Genomic DNA, 16,447 nt, shown 5'->3' on the forward strand with positions numbered 1-16,447 from the left:
AGGAATAAGGGGGACTGTAGACACGCTATTTTACGCCAAGCCGCCTACGATAGATATTATCAACAAGAAAACAGCTAAAGTATCCGTCTGTTGACTGCGATACTTTGGTAGAAAACGATTGTTCGGTATGATGCACCCCCATTACATAACCGACACACCGAGCGACTATGACTGCCGATATCGATACACTCGCCGACACTGTCGCCGACGCCCTGGCTAACGATGGCTATATTATTCTGCCGGACGGCCCCGGCAAGCAAATCAGCCACGCGCTCTACCAACGGGCGAGAGAGCTCTCCGACTCACAGTGGCAGGCTGCCGGCATTGGCCGTCACGGCGATCACCTACTTGCCAAAGAGATACGAAGCGACCGACTTCACTGGCTAGACTACGAACATCAGGCAGAGGCTAACTATCTCACCTGGCTGGAACAAATGCGCATCGCTCTTAACCGCCGCCTCTTCCTCGGCTTATTCGACTCTGAAAGCCATTTTGCCGTCTATCAACCCGGTGATTTCTATCGTAGACATATCGATGCCTTCCGTGGCCGCAGCAACCGTACCTTGACCATCGTCTACTACCTCAACCCCGAGTGGGCGCAGGCAGACGGCGGCGAGCTGTGCCTCTACGATACCATCGACAAGCAAAGCGTGAGAGGGCAAGAACCCTTAATAGAAAGTGTTTTACCGAGCTTTGGCAAGATGGTGATCTTCCTCAGCGAAAAGTTTCCCCACGAAGTATTAACGACACAGAAGACTCGCTATAGCATCGCCACCTGGTACCGCATCAACAGCAGCGATCACGGCTTTATCGATACAGCGAAATAACCCATTAATCCATTAGCTTAAGGGCAACACAGCTCGTTTAAGCATCGAATAATCCGTATCGCTGGATAGCTCGCTACTTCTGCCTGTTGACTCAGCCAGATCGGCTGGATGCCGGCGAGCAAGGCTGGCTGCATATCTTTCTGCCAGCTGTCACCGACCATCGCGATAGCAGCCTGCGGTCGACCAAGACGTGCGATGATCGCCGGTAGGAAGTCAGGCAACCCCTTCGCGATGCCAAGATTATCTTGGCAAAAGTAGCCATCAATAAACTGACTCATATTGACCCGCTGAAACGCCTTCTCAATATCATCAGCACTCGATGACGACGCCCCTGTCGCAATATAAATTTTCGCCTGCTGAGACAGCTTTTCTAACACTTCATAAGCGCCAGGCATCGCCTGCACCTCAGACCAATCACACATTTTCCCCGCGGTGTCTTTGCTGTCGACCATCAAGGTGTCACCCCAGTCAAAAAGATAAACCTCAAACATTCCCTTCCCCACTTTCATCACGCGCTACAGTTTATTGAAGCTTATCTTTTTTGGTATCACTCCGACAAACTGTGCCTACAAGCTGTTCCTGCAAGCTGTGCCTACCAGCTAATCCTCTAACTTTTCACCACCGGCGACACACCTTTACCCCAGTCTCGCTGTAGACGCCGATGAAACCAGCGACTGTGTGACAACCACGCTCCTATGCTCACCGACAACAGGCCAACCGTTAAACTCGTCGTTAACGGCTCATCAAAAACGAATAGCGCTGCGACACCGGATAGGATCGGTACGATAGCCATCATCGCGCCCATAGAAGAGGGGCCGATATATTGCACAGCCTTAACATAAAAGATCATCTGGATGATGGTCGCCAAGACACCCTGATAGAAAGCTTGCAGTAAGATATCATGCCAGAGATCGACGGCAATCGCCTTCGGTAACCACAACCAATAAACCGGCAGATACAACACAGAAGTCACTACCGCCAAGCTCACCGTCGCCTGCCAAGGGGTTATATCCCAGCGCTTAATCAATACCGAAAACAACGCCCAGAGCAACGCTGCAGCCGCCAACCAGAGGTGCCCACTAGACAGTTGCTGCGTCTGAGAAAACTGCTCCGCAAACAACACACCGACGCCAAAGGTAATCACTGCTACACCGAACCATTTCGTACCCGGCTGTGGCTCACGATTAATCAACACCGACAGCAGTATAATGAACAGCGGCATCAGCCCCGGCAGCAGCACCGCAGCATGCGAGGCTGGTGCCAGCTGAAAACCACGAAAAACACACAGCGCATAAGCGAGGCCACCCACAATACTCGCCACAATAAGCCGAACGTCAAACAGTGAAAAACGGTATTTAAACCACCAAATCGGCAGCAATATAGCGGCACAAGTCACGTAGCGAATAGCAATCACATCGTAGGGCAGCAAACCACTGACTCCTCCCATACGCGACACTAAAATAAAGCCACTCCAGATTACCACTGCCGCGAGTGCGTAGAGATACCCTTTGTTCATCTCTTCCATTACTTTCATCTCCCCCATTATCAGACCTCATCATCACATCGCACACGCCATCAACATGGCCGATCCATCACCTATCATGAATCGATGACAGAGCTTAACGTCATTGATGATTCCTTAATAATGAATAATAATGACAAATATATTCACAAATAATGAACGACGAGCCTTATGGAGTTATCCGACCTTAATGTTTTCAAAGAAGTCGCTCAATTAGGCGGCATCACCCTCGCCGCGAAAAAACTCAACCGCGTCCCCTCCAACATCACCACACGTATTCAAAAGCTGGAGAGGGAGCTGGGTAAAAAGCTGTTTATCAGGGAGAAGAATCGGTTACGTATATCTACCGCCGGTGAACAGCTGCTGAGTTATGCTGAGCAGATCCTTGATTTAGCCGAACAGGCTGTAACTGACTTGGGGCAAGACCAGCCAAAAGGCCCCCTTAAGCTTGGTGCCATGGAGGCCGTTGCCGCGACACGGTTGGTGGAGCCGTTAATGTGTTTTCATCAGCGCTTTACCGAAGTCAGCCTAAACGTCAAATGTGCCAACACGGGTGAGCTGATTGACTGGGTGCTATCGGGAGAGCTCGACATGGCTTTCGTCGCCGATCCCGTCGCCGACCCCCGGCTCGGCATCCTACCTGCCTATAAGGAGACGCTGGTTTTGGTTTCTGCACTTGGCCACCGCCCCATTCAACAGCCTTGTGATCTCGGGCCAGAAGCCACACTACTCGGCTTTAGTCACCGCTGTGTCTATCGAAATCGACTCACCGAGTGGCTCAATCAAGGTGGTAATATCACCAAGGTCATCGAGATCAATTCCTACCACGCACTACTGAGCTGCGTTGCCGCTGGCATGGGCGTCGGCGTGGTGCCCAAAGCGCTGCTCGAGTACTACCACTTTCGAGAAAATATCCAGATGCACACGCTGCCGCAACCCTGGAGCCAGAGCCAGACCGCGTTAATCTGGCGCCACGACTCACTCAAAGCAAGTATGAGCGCCTTCATCGACTGCTTGAAAAACTAGTTAACAACTCAGTTCTTGTACAAAAGCTATGACTAAGAGCTATTACCACGAACTATTACCAGGAGGCATTATCACGAACAGTGACAATGCACTAAGCTGACAGCTCGGGAATCAGCGGTGCAAACTCATCGAGCATGGGCCAAATGATCTCCGGCTTATCCCAGTTGTCCATACCGATGCCGATCAATGCACGATCAACACCGGCATCACGATAAGCCTTCAACTTGTCTGCGGTTGGGTTATCCATCACCACGATGGTGATTTCCACCTCACTGGGGTCACGGCCAAACTCAGCTACGAGATGCCGAAAGTCTTGTACCGATTGCACCACGTCGGGCAACGCCACATCGGCCGGCATCCAACCATCAGCCCACTGCGCCGCGTGCTTAATACCGACAGGTCCCATCACCCCCAGCAGCGTCTTCGGCCCCCCCCGCTGTAGTGGCTTAGGCTCGAACCAAACCTTATCAAAATCGATTAGACTGCCGTGATACTCCGGCTCCGGCTCACTGAACAAACAGCGCTGCGCCTCGACGGTTTCCTTCAGAGCAGTAAAGCGTCGTTTCCAGGGTAGCTGACTGCAGTTAGAAAACTCTTCCTCATTCCAACCGACACCGGTGCCAATAATCACTCTGCCACCGGAGTGTTGGTCGAGGGTCGCGATAGTCTTCGCCTGAGAAAATAACTCTCGCTCCAACAGCAACGCGATCCCTGTGCCCAGCTTAAGGTTTTTGGTCACACTGGCCGCGGCCATTAGTGAAACATAAGGATCCATCATACCCTTATAGGGTTCTGGCAGCGTGCCACCACCGGGATAGGGCGTCCGCAAAGACATCGGAATATGGCTGTGTTCACCGTACCAGAGCGACTCAAAATCACGCTCTTCAAGCGCCTTCGCCAACGTAAACGGCGAGGGGTCTTTCAGCGTATTCATAGAATTAAAGCCGAGCTTCATCGTTGTTGTCCCGTGTTATTATTATGGTTTCGCAGCTAAAGGCGCCATGCACAACACTGCAAGCCCAGCCTAGCACGCCCGCCACACGTACGACTATCGCCCATAAAGATTAAGGCTGGCAGCATTGTCATCAGCACAGCATTGTTACCAACACCACACTGCTATCAACACAACATCATTATCCGCACAGCATCGTTATCGGCACAGCATCGTTATCGGCACAGCAATATTGTCGTGCTGCTCGCAACCGCTCCACCTCCCCGTTAGACAGATTCATAACAACCACTACCGACACACATAAAGCTAATCGCTTGGCAGCGATGGCATTCAACTTAAAGGTTAGTAATGTGCTTGATGCACATCAAGAATAAGGGGCGATAGCATTGGGGTGAAGGGGGTTTTCCCCTAGAATCGCTATTATCTATACACCCTGCAGTAGGGGTGCGACGATGATCAGTAAGCCTTTGTCGGGTGACTCCAATGACAAGGGCTGAAAGGTATCGCCGCCGAAGAGGCTCGCTGGTCAAAGCAACCCTCTGGAGACTGATCCGAATAGGATAGCCTCTGTCACAGTCATCACTGTGGAGCACTACTGAGTGGTTCGACACCCCTTCCTTATTGGGCTGTCTCTCCCTGGCTCCACTCTAAAATTGAATAACTCAACCTAAGTGGATTTCATGGAACTCATCTCCTATCACGATTCAGCGTTGTCGCTGCTGGCGCCCGTCGTCGCCCTTGGCCTCGTGCTCATTACTCGCCGCGTCGTCCTTTCGCTACTGTGTGGCGCCCTCGTCTCCGCGCTGTTACTTGTTAACGGTGACCCGCTCGCCGCCGCAAAGCTACTTGGGGGCAACCTACTCGCGATATTCTGGGACGATGGAGCGATCAATAGTTGGAACGTCTACATCCTTACCTTCCTGATTCTACTCGGCATACTTTCCGCCCTGCTACATATTAGTGGCGGCACACAGGCCTTTGCTAGCTGGGCACGCAAACACGTCAAGACTAAACGTGGCACCCGCTTGTTCACCACCCTGCTCGGCATCGTCATCTTTATTGACGATTACTTCAACGCCCTCGCCGTTGGTCAAATTGCGCGCCCACTGACCGATCAGCACGGTGTCTCCCGTGCCAAGCTCGCCTACCTGATCGACTCGACCTCCGCTCCCGTCTGCGTGATCTCACCACTATCCAGCTGGGGCGCGTACATCATCGGCCTCATCGCAACCGTACTCGCAGCCCACCATGTCAACGAGGCGAGCGCTTTCAACGCCTTCATCGAAATGATTCCGATGAACCTCTACGCCATCTTTGGCATCATCATGGTTTTCGCCGTCGCCTACTTCAACATCAACATCGGTCAGATGAAGGTACACGAGGCTAACGCAGCCAAAGGCGAGCTCTATAACAAACAATACGGTGAACCCGCCGGTGACCTCAATCTTGATGACGCGCTCACCAACGGCAGTGCCAAAAACCTCCTACTTCCCATTGCCGCCCTCACTGTCAGCGCCTTCTTCTTCCTCATGTACACCGGTGGCGCCAACCTCAGTGCCGCGGGCAAAAGCTTCACCGTCATGGGCGCCTTTGCCGAAACCGATGTACCGTTATCGCTGCTATGGAGTGGCTCGATCTCTGTCGTCGTCGCGATGCTATTAATGCTGCCGCAGGGGCCCAGGTTCAATCACTACACCCAAGCAGTCAAACACGGCGCCAAATCAATGCTACCCGCCGTTATCATCTTAATCTGCGCCTGGTTACTGGTCGGCCTGATCGGCAGCCTTGAAACAGGAAAGTACCTCGCCAGCCTTGTCGACAATACTATTCCGCCAAGCGCCCTACCCGCCATCCTATTTATCGTCGCTGGCTTGATGGCCCTCGCCACCGGCACCAGTTGGGGCACCTTCGGCATCATGCTACCGATCGCCGGCGATATGGCCGCAGCCGCTGATATTGCCATGATATTGCCGATGATGGCTGCCGTATTGGCCGGTGCCGTCTTTGGCGACCACTGCTCCCCCATCTCCGATACCACCATTCTCTCCTCGACCGGTGCCGGCAGTCATCACATTGACCACGTGACGACTCAGCTGCCCTATGCACTACTGACCGCCGCCATCAGTTTCATCGGTTACCTCGTCTTCGGCTTCACCAGCTCTATCAGCGCCAGTCTGATTGCTGGTTTGGTCTGCATGGTCGTTGTCATTCTACTTCTGCGTCAACACCACAGCGACTAACTCGCACACGGTGCCGGCACAGACCGGCACCGCCTCTCTATTCTCGATGTGCCACTCCACTAAACCAGCCGCACAGAACGACCTTTCCAGAATTACACACCCAAAAACATGACCGAATAGACAGCTTTTAGACTGCAAATACAGTCTCTCTAAGCCAATATCCCACTGTCATTATTCGCCCTATTATCGTAGAATGGCGCGCTTCTTTTTGCGCGTGACTATTATTAATCGAGTCACGCCGCCAACCCAGGAGCCGGCTATCAATGAGTCCCTCCAATGCAGTGAGTAGTGTATGAAAGTCGCAATCATTATGGGCTCCAAATCCGACTGGCCCACCATGCAACAGGCCGCCGACATGCTTGACTCCTTCGGCATCGCCTACGAGACCAAGGTGGTCTCTGCCCACCGCACACCGCAACTACTGGCCGACTTTTGCAGCAACGCCCACGCCAACGGCTTCAGCATTATCATCGCTGGCGCTGGCGGTGCCGCTCACTTGCCCGGCATGGCTGCCGCCTTTACCAGCCTTCCCGTACTCGGTGTCCCCGTACGCTCTAAAGCACTGAGTGGCATGGATTCACTACTCTCTATTGCCCAGATGCCCAAGGGCGTTGCCGTCGGCACACTCGCGATCGGCGAAGCCGGTGCCGCCAACGCGGGCCTACTGGCTGCACAGATGCTGGCCACTAGCCGACCAGAGTTGATGACTAAGATTGACGCCTTCCGCGCAAACCAAACCGAGACCATTCTCAACAACCCAGATCCAGCGGCGGAGTAATAACCGATGAAGGCGCTTACGCTCGGCTCAGGCCAACTCTCACGCATGCTCTGCCTAGGCTCGACACCGCTCAACATCGCCACGCTGGCTTACGATGTTCGTGAGCAGCGTGTTGTCTACCCTGTCAGTGGCGACGATACCGGCAAGAGCTTTGCAGAGGCGATCGCCTGGTGCGATGTCATCACCGCAGAGTTTGAGCACATACCGGAAGATGTTCTCAGTCTTGCTGATGCTAGCGGTAAGCTACGCCCCAGTGCCGATGCCATTCGTACCGGTGGCGACCGCCGCCGTGAAAAACAAATGCTCGATAATGCCGGTGTTGCCAGCGCCAGTTACCGCATCATCGACAATAAAGCACAATACCAGCAAGCGATCGACGAACTGGGCCTGCCACTCGTCCTGAAGACCGCAAAAGAAGGCTATGACGGCAAGGGGCAGTGGCGACTGAAGAAAGACACCGACATTGCTACAGCCTGGCCTGAAATTGAGCAGTTGCTCAACAGCAGCCAAGGCCAGCAAGCCATCGTTGCCGAGAAGTTTGTTGATTTCGATCGCGAGCTATCTATGATCGGTGTGCGCCATCCCTGTGGCAAAATCAAAGCCTACCCGCTGACACTAAACCATCATATCGACGGTGTACTCGCCTTGTCTGTCGCCCTCGGCGACAACGCCAACTTACAGCAGCAGGCGACCGAGAAGTTTGCCGCTATCGCAGAGTCACTCGATTATGTCGGCGTGTTAGCAATTGAGTTTTTCGACTGTGACGGTGAGCTGCTGGTCAACGAGATCGCGCCACGTGTACACAACTCTGGGCACTGGACGCAGCAAGGCTGCTACAGCAGCCAGTTCGATAACCATATGCGTGCGATCTTTGATATCCCGATTGGCGACACTCAACTGATCCAGCCAACGGCGATGATCAACATACTCGGCGAAGACCATATCGACAGCGATATCTACTGCCTCGAGGGCGTCAACGTACACTGGTACGGCAAGGGTAAACGCGCCGGTCGCAAGATGGGCCACCTCAACGTCAGTGCCAGCAGCTACCCGCTGCTAATCGACAAAATAGAGCGTATCTGCACGCTATTTCCAGCCGCCAAACTCAGCAATATCAGCGAGCTGTTTAAGCTCTAGGTCGATAGCCCTAGATAAAAAAGGCCGCTTCGAGAAGCGGCCTTTTTTTTCGGCAACGGCAGTGCTATATTTACACCGTCAATGCTATTTTTTACCAAATAGACCCGATGCCATCTTCATCATTCCCGATAGACCACCCGCGGCTTCAATTAGCGAGCCCGCACTGCTAGCCTGATCGACGATCGCCGGCAGCGCCTTGGCCAGACCAGAGGTCGCATCCTCTGTCGAAAGGCCGAGCTGGCCACTAAAGGCCGATAACTTATCGGCTGAGAATATCTTTCCAACCTGTTCGGCACTGACACTAGCATTGGTGCCGTCACCGAGCCAGCTCTGCGCTAATTCAGCTAAACCTGAGCCACTGACATTTTCCAGTAGACCCGCTAGATCGATTTTTCCGCCACTCGATAACAGCCCCGTCATCGCACCGATAATGCTCTGTATATCAAGCCCCTGGGTACTGCTACCTGAGTCTTTAAACAGTTGAGCCCCCATGGCGATCACTTTTTCAATATCCATTACTCAATCCCTCCGGGGGATATTAACGCCGCACTAAAAAGCGGCTAATTGATCAGTGAAAAACGGCGCGAGGCAATGATTTCGCCTGCGTCACCCAGTCCTCGACATTCGATAAACCCGGGGTCTGACGCACTAGGCTCTTCTCGTCGTTTACTTCGATCATCTTCGCGTGCAAATTTTCGGCATTACGCTGTGCAAGTTCTGGCACACTGTCGACACCGGCAAACTCCAATAGGTCGGCATACTGGGTACTCACCCCTTTGATTCGTGCGAGATCTGCTCGGTTCACCCATTTTAGAATCAATGTTTCAGTAATGCCTGAGGATTCTGCAATTTGCTTGCGCCCTTTGCGCTCGCCACCCTGCTCCAATAGAGCCTGCTGAGTTGCCACACCGGCCTTCTCAAGCTTCTGCGAATACACCTCACCAATACCTTCAATATCAGCCAACTTAGTCATTTTTCTACTCCGTTTTGATGTTACTTATTAACAACCACATCACCTTGCGACGAAGGGATAATCTGTGTTCACAATCGCACCATTTCACCTTACTTGATTAATCTTTCTAAAAAAATGCCGTCGATCAAGTACCGTCACGGTTCAACACGGACAGCCTCCCCCACCTTATTCAGACTAGGAAGCATCTAGATTTAACGCAAGTGCTGGAGTCAGGCCTCCCCGTTCCCCCGCGATAGGGTCAGTAGAGTATTGTATAGCGCAGAACAATGGCCTTAGAAAAGGCCCGATGAAGAAATACTATGACGGAGTATAAATAACGCTGAGAGCGAAACTATTCATCTCCGCCAATAATCAAAGACGAAAAAAACAATCATTTTTAAACGAAACATCAAAATCAAAAATCGTCGCACTTGCGCTCAACGTTAGTCTCGCTTGAAAAATACACGATGTATTTACGACCTCGTCTCAACTAACGATCAACCCACATAATTTAAAAACTAGCGGCACTACCTCACTTCAAAAAGTGCGGCCATACGCAAACAACACTAGCCCGTCGTCACGACGGCCCATACGACTGCCGTGATCACTAGGGTACCCAATATATTCAACATAAAGCCCTGCTTAGCCATGTCTCCGGCCGCCAACTGACCGCTAGCCATTACGATCGAATTAGGCGCCGTCGCCACCGGCATCATAAAAGCACAGCTAGCACTCAATACCGCCGGTACCATTAGCACCTCTGGCGCAATATCACTACCCACCGCTGCCGCCGCCAACACAGGCATCAACAATACCGTACTAGCAGTATTACTGGTGGTCTCTGTAATAAATGTCACCGCTAACGCGATCATCGCTACGGCAACGATTATCGGTAGCGATAAAAGACCGTTCAAATAATGCGCCAACATATCGCTAAGACCGGAAACACCAAAGGCGCGCGCCAGACAAACGCCACCACCGAATAACAATAAAATGCCCCAGGGAATAGACTCAGCAGCCTGCCAATCCAGCAGCTTTTTACCTTTATCATCGGGAATAATAAACATCGCCATCACCGCCAGCAGCGCCACAGATGCATCGTTAGCTGGTAAATCTAATAACTCTCTCCAGCCACCGAAGGGTTCTGTTCGTGTCACCCATAACAGCACGGTAAGCGCAAAGACGTACAATACACGACGCTCAAGCACCGTCCATTTACCGACGGCCGGCAGCTCAAAGCCACCCCGGTAATCCAGATCACGTCGTAGCCATAACCAGGCAACCAGTATCATCGAGATAACCGCCGGAATGCCGTAGGCCATCCAGTCACTAAAACCAAGAGTTTGTCCTGTTGTCTCACTGTAGACTTGCATAAAGACGAGATTTGGTGGCGTTCCTACCGGCGTCCCCATACCACCAATACTCGCCGACCAAGCAATACCCAACATCAACGGCAATGCCAATTTAGGGTCTCGACTACTGGCCAATACCGCCATCGCCACCGGCAACATCATCAACGTCGTCGCCGTATTACTGACCCACATACTGAGTACCGCCGTCGACACCATAAACCCCAATAGCAGCCCTGAGCTGCTATCACCACCAAACAGGCGCGTCATAAATAATGCTAAACGACGATGCGCACCGCTGCGCTCCATCGCACGCGAGAGAATAAACCCACCCAATAACAACAATATCAGCGGCGAACCATAAGCAGAACCAATCGCCGTTGGCGACAGCACGCCAAACAACTGAAAAACAGCAAGCGGTAACAGTGAAGTCACTGGAATCGGGATTGGCTCAAACAACCACCAAATCACACAGCAAATAGCCACCGCTGCAGTGACATAAAGCGGTAGAGGATGGCCTGTAGCATAGAGCGAAAACGCACAGAGTAGTGCCAATAATGGCCCCAGAGGAAGAGCCCAACGACGAATATCCATAATCATCTATCTCGAGTTCAGTCATGCTATCCATAGCATGGGAAGTTATTGCTTTCATAATTCGAAAAGATAATAACGTTTACATTGCAGTACTGACAACTAAGAAATGAACAATTTACGCTTAATCTCATCCCCCATAAGGGAGTGACGATTACCGACCCAATGACAAGGTATACAGCAAAAAACATAACCAACAATCACGATTTTTATGTATCAGTTAGTACTGATTAATCATCAGCGCGCTATTCAACAAACCGTAGAGCAAGCCTAGCAAAACCCTTTCTTTTTTCGCAAAAGATCATCCTCATCGATATCCGGCATCCACCGCTCGCATTTTAATGTCATTCCTATCACGACGAAATGTAGATCAAAATAGCAAAGGGTTCACTATGCTTGAATAGTGACACAAACACCTCACTCAAGAGCCTACTATGTCTAATAATTTGCAGCTGGTCAGTCGTTACACCCCCTCCGGTGATCAACCCGAGGCCATCAGTCAATTAATGGCCGGGCTCGACGGCGGCAAAACACATCAGACACTGCTTGGGGTCACGGGCTCGGGCAAGACCTTTACCATGGCGAATATCATCGCCAAATCTCAGCGGCCAACGATTATTCTCGCCCACAACAAAACCTTAGCTGCACAGCTTTATGCCGAAATGAAAGCCTTCTTCCCCCATAATGCCGTGGAATATTTTGTCTCTTACTACGATTACTATCAGCCGGAAGCCTATATTCCCAGCACCGACACCTTCATTGAGAAGGACTCCCACGTCAACGCCCACATCGAACGACAGCGGCTCGCGACAACGAAGGCGTTAATCGAACGTCGTGACGTCATCGTCGTCGCCTCGGTCTCATCTGTCTACGGTCTCGGTACACCAGACGCCTACCGCGCGATGCAAATACATCTCGAACCAGGCGCTAAACTCGAGCAGCGTAACTTCCTCAATCGCCTAGCCGAACTGCAATACAGTCGCTGCGAGAAGACCATCGAACGTGCCACCTTTCGCGTGCGCGGCGATGTCATCGATGTCTTCCCCGCCGATTCCGAGCGCGATGCGGTACGTATTGAACTCTTCGACGACGAGATCGAGCGCCTGAGCTGGATTGATCCTGTCACTGGCGAGGTGCTTGGCCCACTGGCACGTTATTCGGTATCGCCGAAAACCCTCTATGCCACCCCCAAAAAGAAAATTCTACAGTCGGCTAATGAGATTGAGAAAGAGCTACGCACACACTATGCCCACCTACAGGAGCAAAATAAGTCTGTCGAGGCCCTACGGGTGGTTGAACGCACCAATCTCGACTTAGAAATGATGCGCGAGCTAGGTTACTGCTCCGGCATCGAAAACTACTCACGCTACTTGGCCTGCCGCAACGAAGAGCAGGCGCCCTCAACACTCATGGACTATCTGCCGAAGGGCGGGCTGCTCTTTATCGACGAGTCCCACGTGATGGTGCCGCAGATTAACGCCATGTTCAGTGGCGACCAGAAACGCAAGCAAGTGTTGGTCGACTACGGCTTCCGCCTGCCATCGGCACTGGATAATCGCCCGCTGACTTTTGCCGAATTTGAAAAAATCAAACCCCAGACTATCTTCGTCTCCGCAACACCAGGTGACTATGAGCTCGAACGATCACAGCGCGTTGCCGTCCAACAGATCATGCGTCCGACAGGATTATTAGATCCCATCATTGAAGTCCGGTCAAAAGCCGCCTATTACGGCAACCTGCTCAGCGAAATACAACGACGCCTACCGCTTGACGAGCGCGTATTAATCACCGCGGCATCACGTGCACAGGGTGAAGAACTGCATCAGCAACTACTCAGTGATGGCGTGAGGGCCTGTTACATCCACGCCGATGTTGTCACCGCCGATCGCGTGAAGATCATCCGTCAGCTGCGTTTAGGCGAGCACGACGTACTGATCGGCGTTAACCTGCTACGAGAGGGCTTAGACATTCCTGAGACTTCGCTGGTCGCCGTGCTTAATGCCGACCAACGTGGCTTTCTGCGCACCGAGGCGGCACTCATTCAGCTGGTCGGGCGAGCGGCACGCAACGTGCGCGGCAGAGCCATCCTCTATGCCGATACCATAACCACGGAGATGCAGGCGACGATGGATCAGACAGCGGCACGACGCAAGCAGCAACAGAAGTTCAACGCCGACCACGGCATCACCCCACAACCGCTGGCACGACTAGTTGCCGAAGAAGGCGATCATCAGCCCGATAATAAAGAAAATACAATGACTAGCGCAGAGCCATCACTAGCGTCACTGACCGCTAAAATTGCCGCCCTCGATGCAGAGCGAATCGCCGCTGCGGAGGCACAAGACTACGAGCGAGCGACGGCGCTGCGTGATGAGGTAGCAATATTGTCGCAACAGGCACTCACTCAACCATAGAGAGATGTGTTATTAACAGCGGAAAACTAAACCTGCCATGCTAAAACACCCTTTTGCTAAAAGGGTTTTCACTGACTATGGTAACAGAGGTAGTCCTGCACAAAGAAGGCAGGGCTAAGCCGTCGACTTCAGGACTTAACAGGAGCAGAACGATGAAGATATTGCCTTTATTACTTGTCTCGTGCTTATTATCACTTGCCGCATGCGACCCTGTTGATAACGAAAAAAAGGCGGCACCCTACTCTCTTAACGCTGAACAGATAATAGCCGCCGTCGATAGCGGAGACCCCAACCTCTATGCCAAACTATTAACAGACAACTCTGTTTTTCGCTTTGCCAACTACCCCCCGGTAAAGGGAAAGCCTGATATTTTTTCTGCACAAAGCGATTTTTACGCTTCAGTGAAGAGTACCAAGCATGAGATTATTCGTGTCTGGCAGGACAATGAAACCATTGTCGCCGACATGCTAGTCACCTATGTGCGCCACGATGGCTCGACCATTACCCTACCCGTCGTCGACATCTTCGAAATCGAGGATAATAAAATCTCCGCCACACTGATTTACATGGACATCAACCCACTGCATGCCAGCGACTAGGCTCTGCCACAACAGAGCCAGGCTGTCATCCGCCCTTAATTCTTATCTACAGCTACAGGTTAGCCGCTTGTAACGACTGCTTCGCCTCGACCAGCTGGGCGACAATCTCGATAGCTCGATGTGCCGATAACACCGCGCCCTCCTGCCAGCCAGACAAGTACGTCGTGTGATCCCCAGCAAAAACATAGGGACCATCAGCATGGGAGAAAGCGGGGGCTGGCGGAACATTACTCCAACCACCTTCCGAGAAAGGAGTGTTTTTCCACGAGCGCGAGCAACCATGGCGAGCGTGTTGACGAATATTCGGATGCGTCTTTTCCACCTGACTCAACGCGGATTCATTACGCTGATAATTATCCATGTTGGCGAAGTTAATGCCCCAATAAATATAACCACACCCCAGTGAACCTGTTTTCGCGTTGTAATCGCCTGAAGGGTACCAAATCGCGGAATTCTCACTCTCCATATAGCTTACACCGCCATAGATGCTTTCCTCACTCTCCCAAAAGCGCTCCGACTCGAAAGCCACCTTCCCTGGTGGCGCATAAAAGGCACCATCAATGGCCGAGGATATATCCTCCGAAAAATCATGCTCAATGCCCTGCAGCACCGTCAGTGGGATGGTCACAATAATATGATCCGCGGATATCGCCCTCTCTCGACCATACTGTGTATAAGTCACCGTGCCACCCTCACCGCTGCGTTCGATCTTGCTGACAACCGATTCATACTGAATACGTCGTCTCAGGCGCTTAGCAAACGCATAGGGGATCTTATCCATCCCTCCAACCGGCTGTAGCATATTCGGCTGATAGTCTATTCGCTCACCGGCGGCCAGCTCCATTTGACTCCAGGGGTCTTCTGCCGCCATGAAATCTGAAAAATCGACACCTTCTATTGGCTCTGCGGGGGACAAGATACCTGTCCCCTCGACAATACCCGCACGTGTCGAACCTTGATAAGTGTAGTCCTGCTGAAGATCTCCAAAAGTCTTCAACATCGCTAACATCTGCTCGACATTATAAGGCTCAATCAGATCGTCCACTAAACTCTGATCAATTGCCTGCGCCAATGTCGAAGCAATTAACCCGCGTTGACTTGCATGTAGTTGGCGAAAGGGGACAGGCTTACCACCATAGCCCTCATTCATGCGGTAGGTAGCGGTATAGTTATCGTTGACAAACGTCTCCATCTCAACGCCGAGTTCTCGGCAATAGCCCAGCAACCGTGTATGTCGCTGCGAAATTCGTCCTGCTCCCGAATTAAAATAAACAGACTTGTCCCTAGAGAATTGGCAAACATCCTCTCGATCAAACTCCTTAATGACGCTGCCATGTCTAATCGTCTCATTTCTGCCACCTGGCCGATCTCGCGCCTCCAATATCCGACAGTTATAACCTGCCTTTGTTAACTCATAGGCTGCAACGAGACCCGAGATCCCCGCTCCTAGAATTAACACTTCAGTATGCCGATCACCATGACGATTTCTTTCTCTATCTCGCCATGATTCCAGTGAAGGGTTGTCAATACTTTGATCTGCTAAGGCAGACTGACCGAGAAGAGCTTTTGCAGAGAGTGCCGATACGGCAAATTGACCAATAAATTTTCGGCGCGACTTATCCATAAACATAACATCCTTATGTTGTCTCGTAGATTTAAAATTATTATTTTATCGATTGCAGCAAGCAATTATTCTGCAATGTGATCAATAGATACATCGAAGAAGAATATTAACGAATCAAAATATCGATTTACTATTATTATCATAAAAAATCCATTTACTGCTATTTACGCGCCAACCAATCTCTGCCAGCAGACCTACCAACCCTATAAAAACACCTCAACTAGCGCACAACTTACAAATTGATTTCTCACGACAATATAAAGCATTCGCTTACATCCGTGCATCATGCTGCAGTTCATTCAACCACAACACCATCACCATTGCATTAAAAAGATATATCAGCCTGCAAAAAAAGAATATCAATTTATAAAAAACAAAAGAGAAACCACAAAGAGAACAAAAAAGGCACCACAAACATACACACAGCACTTACAGG

Annotated in this window: 14 protein-coding genes and 1 riboswitch; of the genes, 7 read left to right on the plus strand and 7 right to left on the minus strand. The window is 51.5% G+C overall.

Annotated features, from left to right (window positions below; all coding sequences use genetic code 11):
• The first annotated feature begins 167 nt into the window (after positions 1-167).
• Complete coding sequence (locus tag EDC56_RS08445; protein WP_123712100.1) at positions 168-827, plus strand: 2OG-Fe(II) oxygenase; 660 nt, start codon at positions 168-170, stop codon at positions 825-827.
• A 17-nt stretch (positions 828-844) separates the two neighbouring features.
• On the opposite strand, the gene EDC56_RS08450 is transcribed toward EDC56_RS08445, so the two are convergent.
• Together EDC56_RS08450 and EDC56_RS08455 are read right to left on the minus strand one after the other, a co-directional pair.
• Complete coding sequence (locus EDC56_RS08450; protein ID WP_123712101.1) at positions 845-1,318, minus strand: HAD family hydrolase; 474 nt, start codon at positions 1,316-1,318, stop codon at positions 845-847.
• A gap of 116 nt (positions 1,319-1,434) precedes the next feature.
• Positions 1,435-2,370 carry a DMT family transporter gene (locus EDC56_RS08455; protein WP_211333619.1) on the minus strand — a complete coding sequence of 312 codons (936 nt, stop codon included), beginning with the start codon at positions 2,368-2,370 and terminating at the stop codon, positions 1,435-1,437.
• Between the two features lie 150 nt (positions 2,371-2,520).
• Here EDC56_RS08455 and EDC56_RS08460 point away from each other — a divergent pair, with 150 nt between their 5' ends.
• Positions 2,521-3,375: a LysR family transcriptional regulator gene (locus EDC56_RS08460; RefSeq protein ID WP_123712103.1), complete on the plus strand. Its 855-nt coding sequence runs from the start codon at positions 2,521-2,523 to the stop codon at positions 3,373-3,375.
• A 91-nt stretch (positions 3,376-3,466) separates the two neighbouring features.
• On the opposite strand, the gene EDC56_RS08465 is transcribed toward EDC56_RS08460, so the two are convergent.
• Positions 3,467-4,330 carry a TIGR03619 family F420-dependent LLM class oxidoreductase gene (locus EDC56_RS08465; protein WP_123712104.1) on the minus strand — a complete coding sequence of 288 codons (864 nt, stop codon included), beginning with the start codon at positions 4,328-4,330 and terminating at the stop codon, positions 3,467-3,469.
• A gap of 428 nt (positions 4,331-4,758) precedes the next feature.
• Positions 4,759-4,930: riboswitch (Lysine riboswitch) on the plus strand.
• Between the two features lie 77 nt (positions 4,931-5,007).
• On the opposite strand from EDC56_RS08465, the gene EDC56_RS08470 reads away from it, so the two are divergent.
• The 3 genes from EDC56_RS08470 to EDC56_RS08480 all read left to right on the plus strand — a co-directional run bounded on the left by EDC56_RS08470 (position 5,008) and on the right by EDC56_RS08480 (position 8,482).
• A complete protein-coding gene (locus EDC56_RS08470; RefSeq protein WP_123712105.1) occupies positions 5,008-6,567 on the plus strand; it encodes a Na+/H+ antiporter NhaC family protein in 1,560 nt (519 codons plus the stop codon).
• A 292-nt stretch (positions 6,568-6,859) separates the two neighbouring features.
• On the plus strand, positions 6,860-7,345 hold the full coding sequence (gene purE, locus EDC56_RS08475; RefSeq protein ID WP_123712106.1) for a 5-(carboxyamino)imidazole ribonucleotide mutase: 486 nt from the start codon (positions 6,860-6,862) through the stop codon (positions 7,343-7,345).
• A 6-nt stretch (positions 7,346-7,351) separates the two neighbouring features.
• Entirely contained in the window at positions 7,352-8,482 is a 1,131-nt protein-coding gene (locus tag EDC56_RS08480; protein WP_123712107.1) for a 5-(carboxyamino)imidazole ribonucleotide synthase, read from the plus strand.
• A gap of 84 nt (positions 8,483-8,566) precedes the next feature.
• Here EDC56_RS08480 and EDC56_RS08485 read toward each other — a convergent pair whose 3' ends face one another.
• The 3 genes from EDC56_RS08485 to EDC56_RS08495 form a co-directional block, all read right to left on the minus strand.
• On the minus strand, positions 8,567-8,998 hold the full coding sequence (locus EDC56_RS08485) for a YidB family protein (RefSeq protein ID WP_123712108.1): 432 nt from the start codon (positions 8,996-8,998) through the stop codon (positions 8,567-8,569).
• 52 nt (positions 8,999-9,050) lie between these two features.
• Positions 9,051-9,455, minus strand: coding sequence for a DUF4332 domain-containing protein (locus tag EDC56_RS08490; RefSeq protein ID WP_123712109.1), 405 nt, complete (start codon positions 9,453-9,455; stop codon positions 9,051-9,053).
• A 545-nt stretch (positions 9,456-10,000) separates the two neighbouring features.
• Entirely contained in the window at positions 10,001-11,377 is a 1,377-nt protein-coding gene (locus EDC56_RS08495; protein WP_245980671.1) for an SLC13 family permease, read from the minus strand.
• 431 nt (positions 11,378-11,808) lie between these two features.
• Here EDC56_RS08495 and uvrB point away from each other — a divergent pair, with 431 nt between their 5' ends.
• Complete coding sequence (gene uvrB, locus EDC56_RS08500) at positions 11,809-13,788, plus strand: excinuclease ABC subunit UvrB (protein ID WP_123712111.1); 1,980 nt, start codon at positions 11,809-11,811, stop codon at positions 13,786-13,788.
• Positions 13,789-13,940: 152 nt separating this feature from the next.
• Complete coding sequence (locus EDC56_RS08505) at positions 13,941-14,387, plus strand: nuclear transport factor 2 family protein (RefSeq protein WP_162844128.1); 447 nt, start codon at positions 13,941-13,943, stop codon at positions 14,385-14,387.
• A gap of 52 nt (positions 14,388-14,439) precedes the next feature.
• Here EDC56_RS08505 and EDC56_RS08510 read toward each other — a convergent pair whose 3' ends face one another.
• The gene (locus EDC56_RS08510; protein ID WP_162844129.1) at positions 14,440-16,011 is read right to left on the minus strand and encodes a flavin monoamine oxidase family protein; all 1,572 of its coding nucleotides are present in this window, start codon (positions 16,009-16,011) and stop codon (positions 14,440-14,442) included.
• Positions 16,012-16,447 lie beyond the last annotated feature (436 nt).

This window comes from Sinobacterium caligoides (assembly GCF_003752585.1).
Lineage (GTDB): Bacteria > Pseudomonadota > Gammaproteobacteria > Pseudomonadales > Sinobacteriaceae > Sinobacterium > Sinobacterium caligoides.